The sequence below is a fragment of the Pseudomonas sp. BB438 genome (assembly GCF_057180225.1).
Map to the genome: position 1 here is coordinate 4,980,095 of NZ_CM170001.1, position 12,134 is coordinate 4,992,228.

Annotated in this window: 15 protein-coding genes and 1 tRNA gene; 6 read left to right on the forward strand and 10 right to left on the reverse strand. The window is 63.7% G+C overall.

What is annotated here, in order from left to right:
- Nucleotides 1–93: 93 nt before the first annotated feature.
- The 4 genes from AC1ZV1_RS22835 to AC1ZV1_RS22850 form a co-directional block, all read right to left on the reverse strand.
- Complete coding sequence (locus tag AC1ZV1_RS22835) at nucleotides 94–1,458, reverse strand: DNA recombination protein RmuC (RefSeq protein WP_484297611.1); 1,365 nt, start codon at nucleotides 1,456–1,458, stop codon at nucleotides 94–96.
- 570 nt (nucleotides 1,459–2,028) lie between these two features.
- Complete coding sequence (locus AC1ZV1_RS22840; RefSeq protein WP_484293757.1) at nucleotides 2,029–2,238, reverse strand: hypothetical protein; 210 nt, start codon at nucleotides 2,236–2,238, stop codon at nucleotides 2,029–2,031.
- Between the two features lie 77 nt (nucleotides 2,239–2,315).
- A complete protein-coding gene (locus AC1ZV1_RS22845) occupies nucleotides 2,316–3,080 on the reverse strand; it encodes an RES family NAD+ phosphorylase (RefSeq protein WP_484293758.1) in 765 nt (254 codons plus the stop codon).
- Nucleotides 3,081–3,449: an MbcA/ParS/Xre antitoxin family protein gene (locus tag AC1ZV1_RS22850; protein WP_484293759.1), complete on the reverse strand. Its 369-nt coding sequence runs from the start codon at nucleotides 3,447–3,449 to the stop codon at nucleotides 3,081–3,083. It abuts the gene before it with no gap.
- A gap of 264 nt (nucleotides 3,450–3,713) precedes the next feature.
- Here AC1ZV1_RS22850 and AC1ZV1_RS22855 point away from each other — a divergent pair, with 264 nt between their 5' ends.
- Nucleotides 3,714–4,166, forward strand: a complete 453-nt coding sequence (locus AC1ZV1_RS22855) for an RcnB family protein (RefSeq protein WP_484293760.1) — start codon at nucleotides 3,714–3,716, stop codon at nucleotides 4,164–4,166.
- A gap of 6 nt (nucleotides 4,167–4,172) precedes the next feature.
- On the opposite strand, the gene AC1ZV1_RS22860 is transcribed toward AC1ZV1_RS22855, so the two are convergent.
- A complete protein-coding gene (locus AC1ZV1_RS22860) occupies nucleotides 4,173–4,610 on the reverse strand; it encodes a hypothetical protein (RefSeq protein ID WP_484293761.1) in 438 nt (145 codons plus the stop codon).
- A 124-nt stretch (nucleotides 4,611–4,734) separates the two neighbouring features.
- On the opposite strand from AC1ZV1_RS22860, the gene AC1ZV1_RS22865 reads away from it, so the two are divergent.
- The 3 genes from AC1ZV1_RS22865 to AC1ZV1_RS22875 all read left to right on the forward strand — a co-directional run bounded on the left by AC1ZV1_RS22865 (nucleotide 4,735) and on the right by AC1ZV1_RS22875 (nucleotide 6,168).
- Nucleotides 4,735–5,217 (forward strand): GreA/GreB family elongation factor, encoded by a 483-nt coding sequence (locus AC1ZV1_RS22865; RefSeq protein ID WP_484293762.1) that lies wholly within the window; start codon nucleotides 4,735–4,737, stop codon nucleotides 5,215–5,217.
- A gap of 138 nt (nucleotides 5,218–5,355) precedes the next feature.
- Nucleotides 5,356–5,703 (forward strand): carboxymuconolactone decarboxylase family protein, encoded by a 348-nt coding sequence (locus AC1ZV1_RS22870; RefSeq protein WP_017522075.1) that lies wholly within the window; start codon nucleotides 5,356–5,358, stop codon nucleotides 5,701–5,703.
- Between the two features lie 96 nt (nucleotides 5,704–5,799).
- Complete coding sequence (locus AC1ZV1_RS22875) at nucleotides 5,800–6,168, forward strand: hypothetical protein (protein WP_484293763.1); 369 nt, start codon at nucleotides 5,800–5,802, stop codon at nucleotides 6,166–6,168.
- Nucleotides 6,169–7,201: 1,033 nt separating this feature from the next.
- Here AC1ZV1_RS22875 and AC1ZV1_RS22880 read toward each other — a convergent pair.
- The 5 genes from AC1ZV1_RS22880 to dapA form a co-directional block, all read right to left on the reverse strand.
- Nucleotides 7,202–7,291: transfer RNA gene (locus AC1ZV1_RS22880), tRNA-Ser, on the reverse strand.
- Between the two features lie 94 nt (nucleotides 7,292–7,385).
- Entirely contained in the window at nucleotides 7,386–8,096 is a 711-nt protein-coding gene (gene purC / locus AC1ZV1_RS22885) for a phosphoribosylaminoimidazolesuccinocarboxamide synthase (RefSeq protein WP_038803299.1), read from the reverse strand.
- A 29-nt stretch (nucleotides 8,097–8,125) separates the two neighbouring features.
- Nucleotides 8,126–8,884 carry an MBL fold metallo-hydrolase gene (locus tag AC1ZV1_RS22890; RefSeq protein WP_246084954.1) on the reverse strand — a complete coding sequence of 253 codons (759 nt, stop codon included), beginning with the start codon at nucleotides 8,882–8,884 and terminating at the stop codon, nucleotides 8,126–8,128.
- Nucleotides 8,823–10,013, reverse strand: a complete 1,191-nt coding sequence (gene bamC, locus AC1ZV1_RS22895) for an outer membrane protein assembly factor BamC (RefSeq protein WP_484293764.1) — start codon at nucleotides 10,011–10,013, stop codon at nucleotides 8,823–8,825. Before bamC ends, AC1ZV1_RS22890 begins: the two co-directional genes overlap by 62 nt.
- Before the next feature lie 13 nt (nucleotides 10,014–10,026).
- Nucleotides 10,027–10,905: a 4-hydroxy-tetrahydrodipicolinate synthase gene (dapA, locus tag AC1ZV1_RS22900; RefSeq protein ID WP_484293765.1), complete on the reverse strand. Its 879-nt coding sequence runs from the start codon at nucleotides 10,903–10,905 to the stop codon at nucleotides 10,027–10,029.
- 171 nt (nucleotides 10,906–11,076) lie between these two features.
- On the opposite strand from dapA, the gene AC1ZV1_RS22905 reads away from it, so the two are divergent.
- Both AC1ZV1_RS22905 and AC1ZV1_RS22910 read left to right on the forward strand, forming a co-directional pair.
- A complete protein-coding gene (locus AC1ZV1_RS22905; RefSeq protein WP_484293766.1) occupies nucleotides 11,077–11,634 on the forward strand; it encodes a glycine cleavage system transcriptional repressor in 558 nt (185 codons plus the stop codon).
- A gap of 12 nt (nucleotides 11,635–11,646) precedes the next feature.
- Nucleotides 11,647–12,117, forward strand: coding sequence for a peroxiredoxin (locus AC1ZV1_RS22910; RefSeq protein ID WP_484293767.1), 471 nt, complete (start codon nucleotides 11,647–11,649; stop codon nucleotides 12,115–12,117).
- The last annotated feature ends 17 nt before the right edge of the window (nucleotides 12,118–12,134 follow it).

Genomic DNA, 12,134 nt, shown 5'->3' on the forward strand with positions numbered 1-12,134 from the left:
GCTTTCCCTCTGGGAGCGCGCTATGCACGTGGTCGCCCACATGGCCTGCTCCTGCCAGGGAGTCAGGTGTTCAGGCGATAACGCAGACCTGCGTTACTCGCCCTCTTCCACCACCGGTGAATCATCGCTCAGCGCGCGCTCCAGCCAGTCCGCCGGCAGGTTCTTGCTGGCCCGCGCGCCCAGCAGTTTCACCTGCTCAGCCCGGCTGATCAGGTTGCCGCGCCCTTCGCAAAGCTTGTTGCGCGCCGCCGCGTAAGTCTTGTCCAGCTGCTGCAGGCGGGTTCCCATCTCGTCCAGATCCTGCACGAAGAGCACGAACTTGTCGTACAGCGCCCCGGCGCGCTCGGCGATCTCGCGGGCGTTCTGGTTCTGCCGCTCCTGGCGCCAGAGGCTGTCGATCACCCGCAGGGTCGCCAGCAGGGTGGTCGGGCTGACGATCACGATGTTGCGCTCAAAGGCCTCCTGGAACAGGTTCGGTTCGGCCTGCAGGGCCGCCGAGAACGCGGCCTCGATCGGCATGAACAACAGCACGAAATCGAGGCTGTGCAGGCCTTCAAGGCGGCGGTAGTCCTTGTCGGACAGCCCCTTCACGTGGCTGCGCAACGACAGCACATGGGCCTTCAGCGCCTGCTGGCGGATCACCTCGTCGTCGGCGGCGATGAACTGCTGGTAGGCGGTCAGACTGACCTTGGCGTCCACCACCACCTGTTTGTCACCAGGCAGGCGGATCAGCACGTCCGGCTGGAAGCGCTCGCCATCCGGCGCGCGCAGGCTGACCTGGGTTTCGTACTCGCGGCCCTTCTCCAGGCCGGCATGCTCGAGCACCCGCTCCAGTACCAATTCCCCCCAGTTGCCCTGGGTCTTCTGGCCCTTCAGCGCGCGGGTCAGGTTGGTGGCTTCCTCACCCAGGCGCAGGTTCAACTGCTGCAGGCGCTCCAGCTCCCTGGTCAGCGAGAAACGCTCGCGGGCCTCGGCCTGGTAGCTCTCCTCCACCCGTTTCTCGAAAGACTGGATGCGCTCCTTGAGCGGGTCGAGCAATTGCCCGAGGCGCTGCTGGCTGGATTCGGCAAAGCGCTGCTCGCGCTCATCGAAGATCTTCCCCGCCAGTTCGGCAAACTGGGCACGCAGATCATCCTTCGCGGCTTGCAGGTCTCCCAGTCGCTGCTGATGGTTTTCCTGCTGCTCGCGAAGCTCGGCGGCCAGCGCCGCATGCTCGGCCGACAGGCGACGCAGCTCCACTTCCTTGTCGGCACGCTCGGCCTGCCAGTCCTGCTCGGCACTCCCCAGACGCGCGCGCTCCGCCTTGCCCAGCTCGACCTCACGGCGCAACGCCGCAGCCTCGGCGGAAACCTCGGCGTGACGGCTGCTCAGGCGCTGAAAGGCATCGCGATCCGCATCGGCCTGGGCGGACAGCCCGTCCTGCGCCAATTGCGCAGTGGCCAGGCGCTCGCGCAGCAAGGTTGCTTCCTGCTCCACTTCTACCCTGCGTGCCTGCAGTCGCCAGGCGAGTGCCGCCATGGGCAACAGTCCGGCGAGCACGCCAAGCAACAGGGCAGACAGATCGAGGGGCATGCGGGACTCCGGGGTGTGGCGATGGATCGCGCCAGTCTAACAGTCACCCGCCCGCTGAGCCTTGGTCCTCTGTAATGGCCCTGGAACAGGGCTCCTGAGCAAGCGCTCGGGACAATCCACAGAAGCTGTGGATAACTCAGTGGAGAACTTGCTGAAAACAGTCCATACCCCCAGTGAACTGGGGCCGTGTGACAGATTGGTGATTTTTTCACCAATCAAAATTTCCTTTATTTTTCAACAAGTTAAAAAACGCAAGGAAATTCACGGGGTGGCTGCATGCAATGTTTCGGGGGCTTGACAGAGTGCGTCAGCATTGTGCACAAGTGCGCGCCACGCAACGGCCGACCGCCCCGTTTCAGGGCAGCGGATAGGAAGTGTTCTCAGGTAGACAGTGCATTCAGCCGGGCGACGCGCGCGCCGGAAGCTCCGTCGTCCGGCGCCGATACCCGGAGAATTTCATGCGATCTGAACCTGACGCCGCGGCACACGCTGCGGCCGGACGATACGAGGTGGTTCGGGAAGCTGAATCGCCTGCTGCTCGGCGGCACTGACCCGCGCACAAATGCGCTCGGCCGCGCTGCGGCTATTGCAGTCGTAGAAGAACTGGTTGAGGTACACGCGCCAGCGACGATCGTCGCTGGGATGGACGGCTATCCGTATATCCATGGTCTGGCGCTCCCTGCTTGGCCATCCCGCAACATACACCGCCCAACATGACGCGACAGTGGCAAAACGATGAACGGTCAGGCCGGATGCGGCAGCCTGCCGTCCACCAGGTAGTGGTCACGCCGGTAGAGTCGCGGGCTGTCGGGCACCTGGGCATGCTTGAAGGCGACATACTCCGAGGTGGTCTCGCACAGCCAGGGCATCAGGTTGCGCGGGCGCTTCTCGGTGAAGGCCGCGGGAACGAACAACGCCACATTGATACCGCCCTGCGGGCAACGCGCCGAACGATACTCGAACGCTTCCACACCGGCGTCGCGCATGGCGCTGCCCAGCCCCTGGGTGACGCTGTAATCCTGCGGATCGAGCAGCGCCTCGTGCTCACGGAACGGCGGCAGGTGCAGGCGCACCCCTTTCTGCACCTGGAAGCGCGCCTCAAAGGAAGCATGCTCGGACAGAATCCGCCCGCTGGGCGGCGGCGAGACCATCCCTTCCCACAGCACGAAGCGGTAGAAGGCCGACTCTGCCATCGCGGTTTCCAGCTTGAGCGCGCCGTAGAACAGGCTCGGCTCGTGGCGTCGACCAAAGCGCGAGCCCCAGCGCAGCGGCGGGTAGCGGAACGGCGTCTTCAACAGATAGTGCAAGGGTTCGGCGGGCGCCGGCATGCGCGGCTTGCTGGTTTCCAGCAGCTCTTCGAGCAGCGCCTGCTCTTCCAGAGTATCGACGAGTTGCAGCGTCGCCACCTGGCCCTGGCTCTCCACCAGTCGTACCAGGCGTCCACGAATGGGCGCGACGACCGAGTCCTCATACTTCGCCCAGAGACGGGCGCCGGCTGCAACGGACATTCAGACCTTGCCCCGGATGGCGTCCAGGTACTCGACCACCGCGACCAGCCCCTGCACCTGCTCCATCAACTGCAACGGCACGCCGCCCAGGTGACGGTTCTCGGTGCGCAAGAAGTGACGCATGTCTTCATGGTTGCCGCCAAACAGGGCGAACAGTGCACGGTAGATACGCACCAGCAGCAGGGCCAGCTCGCCGGTCTTGCTGTCCACGCGCAAGCCGTTCTGCTTCCAGCGACTCACTGCGCTGCGGTCCACGCCGACGATGGCCGCCAGCTCCTGCTGGGTCATCGCCAGATGTTCGCGAGCCGTCAGTACCGCCTTTGCCAGCACGGCATCGGCAGTCGGATTTTCCTTCAGCAGGGCGCTCATGGCAGAACTCCATCCAGTGCATTTGCTGCAAACATACCATCAAATGCTGCAACCGCACAAAGCGAACAGACTTGTTCGGACGCAGGGCGCGGCCAGGCGGCGCTTTGTATCCGCTCGCTGACAAACCGGAAAAACTCTTTACCAGACTTTTACTTAGCCTTGGCATTCATTGACGCAGACCTGCGGTCTGATGACGTACCCGGATCGTCCGGGAGATGAAGTGGAAATACGCACCGTTTTTGCCGGTTGCACCAGGAGAACACCATGAAGAAGTCCGTCGCCCTGCTCTGTGCCGCCCTGATGCTCGGCAGCCCGCTGGCCAGTTTCGCCCAGCCCGGCCCCGGTCCGGACAACGGCCCGAACCGGCAGGACAACCGCGGGCCGCAACAGCAGCAGCGCCAACCGCCCCAGCAACAACCGCAACGCGCGCCCCAGGGCGGCCACAACCAGCAGGCACGCCCAGGCCAGAACAACGCCCACGCCTATCGCAACCCGGACTACCGCCCCCAGGCCGGCATGCCGGTTCCCCATCGCGACTGGCGCCGCGGCGTGGTCGTGGAGCCGAACTATCGCGGCGACCGCTACTGGGTCACCGACTGGCATGCCCGCCACCTGTACGCACCGCCGCGCGACCATCGCTGGCTGTACGTCAACGGCGACTACATCCTGGTGGCCATCGCCACCGGCGTGATTGTCAACATCCTCACCGGCTATTGATCGACCTCAGGCGCTGGCGCTGACCATCGAGCCAGCGCCACTGCCACCGGCCTTGCGGATCGCCTCGGCGAGCGCCGCAGCGGTCTGTTGCATGGCCGCACTGGTGCTGGCAATGCGACTTTGCAGCGCCATCAGCGCGGCTGTCCGCTCGGCATCCGAGGAGTAGCGGCGCCGCTGCGCCTCGGCCAGCTCACGTTGTTCCTGCTGCAACTGCTTCTGCAGTTCCTTAAGGCGCTTCTGCAGCTGCTCGACTGCCGTGCTGGAGCTGCCGGAACTTGAGGAACTCTTGCTGCCCTTGCCGCTGGAAGCCGTACCGCCAGCCTGCAGGCGGGGGCTGTCGGTACCGGTGTTCTCGGCAGCAGTACCTGTCGTTGTGCCGGTGTCGCTCGCCACGCGCAGCTGGTTGGCAAATGTCTGTATGGCTGGAGTAATGGAAAGGCTCATGCCGGATGTCCTTTGTTCCGGGAATTCAGCCGCTCTATCGGCCGACACGGGAAAATCTTGACAGCGCCTTCGCAGAATCCCGCAAAGCCCCTAGGATAGACGCCTTTATTTCCAGCCTGTCGCCATGGACAAGAAACGCGCCTACCAACTGATCCTCGCCCGTCTCTCCGAAGACCTGGACGTCGCCGTGCGTGCCGCCCAGACAGCCCACGAGACCGCGACGCACGAGGAGAACATCGCCGAGAACAAGTACGACACCCTTGGCCTGGAGGCGGCCTATCTCGCGGCCGGCCAGTCGCGCCGCGTGGAGGAAATCCGCCAGGCGCTGTCGCTGTTCGAGAACCTGCAACTGCGCGATTTCGACGAAGAACTGGGCATCCAGACCAGCGCCCTGGTGCAACTGGTCAACGAGCAGGACCAGCAGCGCTGGGTCTTCATCGGTCCGGACGGCGCCGGGCTCAAGGTGCAGTACGAAGGCACCGAGATTCTCGTCATCACCACCCGCGCGCCGCTGGGCAATGCCCTGCTCCATCGCCACCCCGGTGACGAAGTCGAAGTGGGCACCGGCAGCGCGCGCCAGCGCTACGAAATCCTCGACGCCCGCTGAACCAGCGAGCGCCTCGGCAAGCAGCGACGGTCGAGCGCATCGATGAAAAATCTGAGCGGAACAGACAATACGCGGCACGCCGGCTGACGCAGACTAAGCTTCAAGGCCACACCCCTCCCGGCCTCAAGGAGAAGCATCATGCTGTTCAACTGGTCCGAATACGTCCCCGCCGTGAAAAAAGCCTTCGGCGCCCTGGGCAAGAAGCATCCGAAGATGATCGCCGCCTACCAGGCGCTGGAAGCCGCCGCCGCTGATGGCGACGCCCTGGATGCCAAGACCCGAGAACTGATCGCCATCGCCGTCGCCATCACCACCCGCTGCGACGGCTGCATCGGCGTCCACGCCGAAGCCGCACGCAAGGCTGGCGCCACCGAAGCGGAGATCGCCCAGACCCTGGCCACCGCTATCTCCCTCAACGCCGGCGCCGCCTACATCTATTCCCTGCGCGCCCTCGAAGCCTACGAGTCTGCCGCGGCACCGAAGTAACCCCTCGCCCGCGACGCCCCGGCGCCGCGGGTAACCACTTCCCCTGCAGGGCCTGATGGGTTATCAGTGCGGTTCAGTCCTGCAAAGCCTCAACTCATGTCACAGCCCGCCCTCGGTTTCTGGAAACTCACCATCGCTATCGCCGCCGGCATCTGGCTTGGTTGCCTGGCCGTCGCCGCCACAGCCTGGCTGGTCTGGCGCGACGCCCCGGCCGCGCTCGTCACCCACCTCGGTGCGCCCGCCTCGACAGCACCTGCGGCTCCTCCGCCACCCCGCAGTAACGAAGCAATGTTCCAGCAATATCAGCAGCGTCAGCAGGCCGTGCAGGAGCAGCAGAATCGACAGATCGAGAAGTCGGAGCAGGAAAGACGCTTCAACAGTGCGCCGTGCCAGTTCTGGCGACAGCAGTACCAGGCGAATCCCACGGAAGGGAACCGGCAGAAGATGGATGGGTATTGCGGGTAAGGCGGGATAACGGGAAAGCAATAGATCCCGCAATATCCTGACGCGCCCTGGAGTGCCGCCGAGGCGCACTCCACGGCAGCCACTCATCGCATCGACAGATTGCTCATGATCCGCGGGCAGGCTGCCCTGACCTCATCAGCATAATCCCGGACCGCCTTCTCCTGGCTTCGTCCCCGACCACCCTCGGGCGCTGGCGAGCCCATTGGGCGATATCCTTGTACAGCCCTTTCTGCTTCGGCTCGAAATCACTCCGGTCGATCAGCCTGCCAACCTCCTCGAGCGCCATCCCCTTCTACCGCGCCAGCATCGCGCCTTCTGCCGCGCTGGTCAGGCCTAACGGCCATCTCCGGCTCGCGCATTCAGCGCGAACAGCGAGAGGACCAGCCCGGCAAACATCCATTTCATGGCGACTCGTGTAGAAAGCATCAGCACCGACACAATACTTACCTTGCCGATACCAAATTGTTCGAGACACCATCGCCGCCGAAGGGTCTACTCAGCGCCGATTTTTCCACGCTTCCATGGTGTCTCGATGTTGTCCAAGCTGACCAAGGCCGCTCTTCTGACTTCTCTCGTTCTGCTCTCCGGCTGCTGGCCGTTCTTCCCGCCATTCGGTGGCCCAGGTGGCGGTGGCCATGGCGGTAACGGTGGCCCCGGCGGTGGCGGCCACGGCGGAGGTCCCGGCTTCGAGAATCGCCGATAACAAAACGCCCGATGCAGTGCATCGGGCGTTTTTTTTGGGGCTGAGGGGGATATTCGGTCCGCGGCTGCAGAGAACGCCCGGAAGACGTCTTGCCGCACAGTACTCAGAGCATGAGCCTGTCGCGAACTGCCACAACACCGCCTGTCAGACCATCAAGACTGGCATCGTCCTCGTCAGATCACCCGCAGGATGCGATGCCGAAGAACTCCATAAGTCTCCCGCGACCGGCACGCCGCCGGCTCCTTTCAAGAGGTCTTCGAGATTCGCAGGACGCAGAAAAGACAAACCCCCTGAAACGCTAGGCATTTCAGGGGTTTTGGCCATATGTAATGGCGGAGAGATAGGGATTTGAACCCTAGGAACCATTGCTGGTTCAACGGATTTCGAATCCGTCCCGTTCGACCACTCCGGCATCTCTCCGTGCGGCGCGCATGATACCAGCTTGAAGTCCGAACGCGAAGCTTTGTTTTCGGATTTTTTTCGTGGTATCAGGCGCTTGCGTGCGCTCGTCGGATCAGAGCGGTACGCCGAGACGGTGGGCCACTTCTTCGTAGGCCTCGATGACATCGCCCAGCCCCTGGCGGAAGCGGTCCTTGTCCATCTTCTTGCGCGTTTCCTTGTCCCACAGGCGGCAGCCGTCCGGGCTGAATTCGTCGCCCAGGACGATCTTGCCGTGGAACAGGCCGAACTCGAGCTTGAAGTCCACCAGCAGCAGGCCAGCATCATCGAACAGCTTGCTGAGTACTTCATTCACCTTGAAGGAGTAGGCCTTCATTTCGGCCAATTGCTCCAGGGTCGCCCAGCCGAAGGCCTGCACGTGGGATTCGTTGATGAACGGGTCGCCCAGGGCGTCGTTCTTCAGGAACAGTTCGAACGTCGGCGGAGTGAGCTGCAGGCCCTCCTCGACGCCCAGGCGCCGCACCAGGCTGCCGGCGGCGTAGTTACGCACGACGCACTCGACCGGAATCATGGCGAGCTTCTTGACCAGCACTTCGTTATCCGACAGCAGGGCGTCGAACTGGGTCGGAATGCCGGCGGCTTCGAGCTTCTGCATGATGAAGGCGTTGAACTTGTTGTTCACCATGCCTTTGCGATCAAGCTGCTCGATGCGCTTGCCGTCGAACGCCGAGGTGTCGTTGCGGAACAGCAGGACGAGGCGGTCGGCGTCATCGGTGGTGTAAACCGACTTGGCCTTGCCGCGATAGAGTTCTTCGCGTTTTTCCATGATGGGCTCCGCTTGCTTAAGGGGTGGGCTCAGGCGATGGTGCGCCAGTCGAGTCCAGAATGCTGATCGGCTACCTGCAGCCAGTCCGGGTCGCACCCGAGGGTGTCGACGAAGCTTTGCCGGGCCAGTTGCGGCGAGTTGTTCTTTTCGCTGAGATGCGCCAGCACCAGGTGCTGCAGGCTTTCCCAGCCCAGCTGGGCCACGAGTTCGGCGGCCTGCCGGTTGTTCAAATGTCCCCACTGGCCGCCTACACGGACCTTGAGTGGGTAGGGATACGGACCGCGGGCCAGCATGTCGGTGTCGTGATTCGCTTCGATGATCAACGCATCGAGGCCACGATAGCATTCCAGCACCTGCGCCGTGGCGGCTCCCAGATCGGTGAGCTGGCCAAAGCGCTTCCGGCCATCGGAAAACACGTACTGCAGGGGCTCCCGCGCATCATGGGAGACGCTCACCGCAGTGACTTCCAGGTCTTTCAGTACCAGGCGGTCGCCGCACTTGAGCAGCCCCGCTGGTGTCACCGGCTTGCGCATTCCCTGCAGGGTGCCGGCGCTGAGGTACACGGGTATTCGATGGTGCCGGGCCAGCAGTTCGACGCCGTTGATGTGATCGGAGTGCTCGTGCGTGACCAGTACCGCGTCCAGCTGCCCGGGCTCTAAGCCCAGGCGCGCCAGACGGCGGATGGTTTCACGCAGCGGAAAGCCGCAATCGATCAGTATTCGGGTGTCAGAACTGCTCACCAAGGCCGAATTGCCCCGGCTTCCGCTCCCCAGGACCGCGAAGTGCATTCCGCATACTCTCCTGGAGTTTCTCCAACACGCCCTGCGCCACATCAGCCGGTGCGGAGGTGTTGATGTCTTTGTCAACGGTGATCTGGACAGTGTTGCTCACGCTGGTCAGGCGAACCTGGTAGCGCTGGGCCTTGGCGTCCTCTTCTTCCTTGGTCTTCTCGCCACCGCCGAACAGGCGGCTGAAGAATCCAGGCTTGTCTTCGTCCTTCTTCTTCGCGCCTTCGGCGATGTTGACGTAGTACACGCCCAGACTGCGGTTGAGGTCGTCGACACGGATGTCGGCACGATCCAGGGCGCGACCCACGCTGACCCAGGCGCGGTCGAAGTCGGAGTCGACGGTCAGCACCGGGTTGCCGCTGCCATCCTTGTTCAGCTGGACGGCACCGGGGGTGTCGTAGTCTGAATGCGCGGCGAGCAGGGAAACGGAACCGCCCTTCTCGGCGCTGGTGGCCATGCTGGCAATCATTTCATCGAGCAGCGCGGCATCCAGGCTCGGCACAGCCGGCTTGGTCGGCCAATCGCCAGTGGCGGTGCTGCCGGCCGGGCGGGTTTCGCTCAGCACGTAGACTTCACTGGTGTTGGTCTGCACGCCCGGTTCGATGCGCACGCGAACGCGCGCTTCGCTGTCAGGCTCGACGCCCGACACACGGCTGCTCAGACGGCGGGCCAGCGGAGCGGAGAGCTGCGACAGAGGCTGCCAGTTGGTACTGAATTCGCCAGTCTGCGGGCGCTCGTTGGCGATGGCGAAGCCGTTGTCCTGGAAGAACTGATGGGCGACCGGCCAGACTTCTGCCGGCGGACGCTGGGCGACCAGCCAACGCGAGTCGCCGCTCTTCTGCAAGCTGAAGTCGCTGACTTCGCCGGCGCCAGACAGCGGCTGCGGACGCGGTACTTCGTATTCGCCTTCCTTCTCGGTGCTGGTGGCAACGTTCATCGGGATCGGCAGCAGCGGGTCGAGCTGTTTGCTCTGCATGCCCTCGGGCACTTTCATCGGCGCGGTTTCACGGGCATTGAGGTAATCGTCGCCACGGTCGCGGAAGTAGCCTTCCGGGCCCCACAGCCAGCCGCAGCCGGAGGTGTTGCCAATAACCAGGGCGAGCGCAGTCAGTCCTGCCAGTCGCTTCATGCGAGGGGGCTCCTTAAGCCAGGACGCCGGTCTGGCGCATGGCCTGACGCAGCGGTTCGTGGCAACGCGGGCTGAGCCAGGTCAGAGGCAGGCGGATGCCCTCTGGAATCAGCCCCATTTCGTGCAGGGCAAACTTGACCGGGATGGGGTTGGATTCGATGAACAGCGTCTTGTGCAGCGGCATCAGGCGATCGTTGATGGCGCGGGCAGCGGCGGCATCACCGCGCATGGCGGCGGCGCACAGGTCGCTCATGGCGCGCGGGGCGACGTTGGCGGTCACCGAGATATTGCCCTTGCCGCCCATCAGCATCAGCTCGACGGCGGTGGCGTCGTCACCGGAGTAGACAAGGAAATCCTTGCCGACGCGGTCCAGTACTTCCTTGCCGCGCTGCAGGTCGCCAGTGGCTTCCTTGATGCCGACAATGTTCGCCACCTTGGACAGGCGTTCGACGGTCTCCGGCAACATGTCGCAGGCAGTACGGCCCGGCACGTTGTAGAGAATCTGCGGGATGGCCACAGCTTCGGCGATGTGGCGGAAGTGCTGGTACAGGCCTTCCTGGGTCGGCTTGTTGTAGTACGGGGTCACCAGCAGGCAGGCATCGGCGCCGCCGGACTTGGCAGCCTCGGTCAGCTCGACGGCTTCGCGGGTGGAGTTGGCGCCGGTACCGGCGATGACCGGGATGCGGCCATTGACCTGGTCGACCACGCGACGGATCACGTCCAGGTGTTCGTTCACGTCCAGAGTGGCCGATTCACCCGTGGTGCCGACCGCTACGATGGCGTTGGTGCCTTCCTGCAGGTGGAAGTCCACCAGCTTAGCGAGGCTGTCCCAATCCAGTCGACCCTGAGCATCGAAGGGGGTGACCAGCGCCACCATACTGCCCGCAATCATGCAACCGCTCCTGCCGGAAAAAGAAAGCCGTAATGGTACTGTCGCCACCGGCCACGCACAAGGTGACGCAGCGACCCGCGAGCGGCCAGACATTCCCCTCATCGGCGCTTTTCGCTACCCTTTCCCCTTTGTCGATGCGGCCCGCTTGGCCGCCACTCCCAGGAACGCTGCATGTCCACCTCCCACCCTCGTGAACAATTCCTTCTGATCAGTGCTCTGGGCCCGAACCCGATGGAGTTGACCAGCGTGCTGTGCCGCACCTGTGTCGACAACCGTTGCTCGGTGGTCAGCAGCCGCCTGACCCGCCACGGCGAGTTCAGCGCGCTGGTCCTGCAGGTCTCCGGCAGCTGGGATGCCCTGGCCCGCCTCGAAGGCGGCCTGCCGCCCCTCGCCAAGCGCCACGGCTTCACCCTCAGCGTCACCCGCAGCAATGTCCACGTTACCCGTGCCCAGGCCCTGCCCTACGTGGCCTACGTCAGCGCCGTCTATCGGCCGGACATCCTCAACGAGCTGTGCCAGTTCTTCATCGATCACAACATCGAGCTGGAGAACCTCACCTGCGACACCTACCAGGCACCGCACACCAACACCAGCATGCTCAACGCCACCATCACCGTGACCCTGCCGGCCGGCACCCAGATCAGTTGGCTGCGCGATCAGTTCCTCGACTTCGCCGATGCGCTGAACCTGGACGCGCTGATCGAACCCTGGCGTCCGCAGCATCCGTAAGGAGAGAGCCAAATGGCAGTCGAACTGAACAAGCCCGTCGCCGATTTCCAGGCCCCGGCCACCGGCGGCATCGAATTCCGCCTGTCCGAGCTCAAGGGCAAGCAGGTCGTCCTGTATTTCTATCCCAAGGACAGCACCCCCGGCTGCACCACTGAAGGCCAGGGTTTCCGCGACAAAATCGAGGACTTCGCCAACGCAAACACCCTGGTGTTCGGCGTTTCCCGCGATAGCATCAAGTCCCACGAGAACTTCAAGGCCAAGCAATGCTTCCCCTTCGAGCTGATCAGCGACAAGGACGAAGCCGTTTGCCAGCTGTTCGACGTGATCAAGCTGAAGAAGCTCTACGGCAAGGAATACATGGGCGTTGACCGCAGCACCTTCCTGATCGACGCCCAGGGCGTGCTGCGCCAGGAATGGCGCGGCGTGAAAGTGCCCGGCCACGTGGATGCCGTACTCGCCGCCGCCCAGGCGCTGAACACCTGAGCGCCTGAACAAGGTCT

What these genes read in the sequence shown, in the direction of transcription:
- AC1ZV1_RS22840 (WP_484293757.1), bottom strand. Translation starts at nt 2,238, where the DNA reads ATGGATATACGGATAGCCGTCCATCCCAGCGACGATCGTCGCTGGCGC.
- AC1ZV1_RS22845 (WP_484293758.1), bottom strand. Translation starts at nt 3,080, where the DNA reads ATGTCCGTTGCAGCCGGCGCCCGTCTCTGGGCGAAGTATGAGGACTCG.
- AC1ZV1_RS22850 (WP_484293759.1), bottom strand. Translation starts at nt 3,449, where the DNA reads ATGAGCGCCCTGCTGAAGGAAAATCCGACTGCCGATGCCGTGCTGGCA.
- AC1ZV1_RS22855 (WP_484293760.1), top strand. Translation starts at nt 3,714, where the DNA reads ATGAAGAAGTCCGTCGCCCTGCTCTGTGCCGCCCTGATGCTCGGCAGC.
- AC1ZV1_RS22860 (WP_484293761.1), bottom strand. Translation starts at nt 4,610, where the DNA reads ATGAGCCTTTCCATTACTCCAGCCATACAGACATTTGCCAACCAGCTG.
- AC1ZV1_RS22865 (WP_484293762.1), top strand. Translation starts at nt 4,735, where the DNA reads ATGGACAAGAAACGCGCCTACCAACTGATCCTCGCCCGTCTCTCCGAA.
- AC1ZV1_RS22870 (WP_017522075.1), top strand. Translation starts at nt 5,356, where the DNA reads ATGCTGTTCAACTGGTCCGAATACGTCCCCGCCGTGAAAAAAGCCTTC.
- AC1ZV1_RS22875 (WP_484293763.1), top strand. Translation starts at nt 5,800, where the DNA reads ATGTCACAGCCCGCCCTCGGTTTCTGGAAACTCACCATCGCTATCGCC.
- purC (WP_038803299.1), bottom strand. Translation starts at nt 8,096, where the DNA reads ATGGAAAAACGCGAAGAACTCTATCGCGGCAAGGCCAAGTCGGTTTAC.
- AC1ZV1_RS22890 (WP_246084954.1), bottom strand. Translation starts at nt 8,884, where the DNA reads ATGCACTTCGCGGTCCTGGGGAGCGGAAGCCGGGGCAATTCGGCCTTG.
- bamC (WP_484293764.1), bottom strand. Translation starts at nt 10,013, where the DNA reads ATGAAGCGACTGGCAGGACTGACTGCGCTCGCCCTGGTTATTGGCAAC.
- dapA (WP_484293765.1), bottom strand. Translation starts at nt 10,905, where the DNA reads ATGATTGCGGGCAGTATGGTGGCGCTGGTCACCCCCTTCGATGCTCAG.
- AC1ZV1_RS22905 (WP_484293766.1), top strand. Translation starts at nt 11,077, where the DNA reads ATGTCCACCTCCCACCCTCGTGAACAATTCCTTCTGATCAGTGCTCTG.
- AC1ZV1_RS22910 (WP_484293767.1), top strand. Translation starts at nt 11,647, where the DNA reads ATGGCAGTCGAACTGAACAAGCCCGTCGCCGATTTCCAGGCCCCGGCC.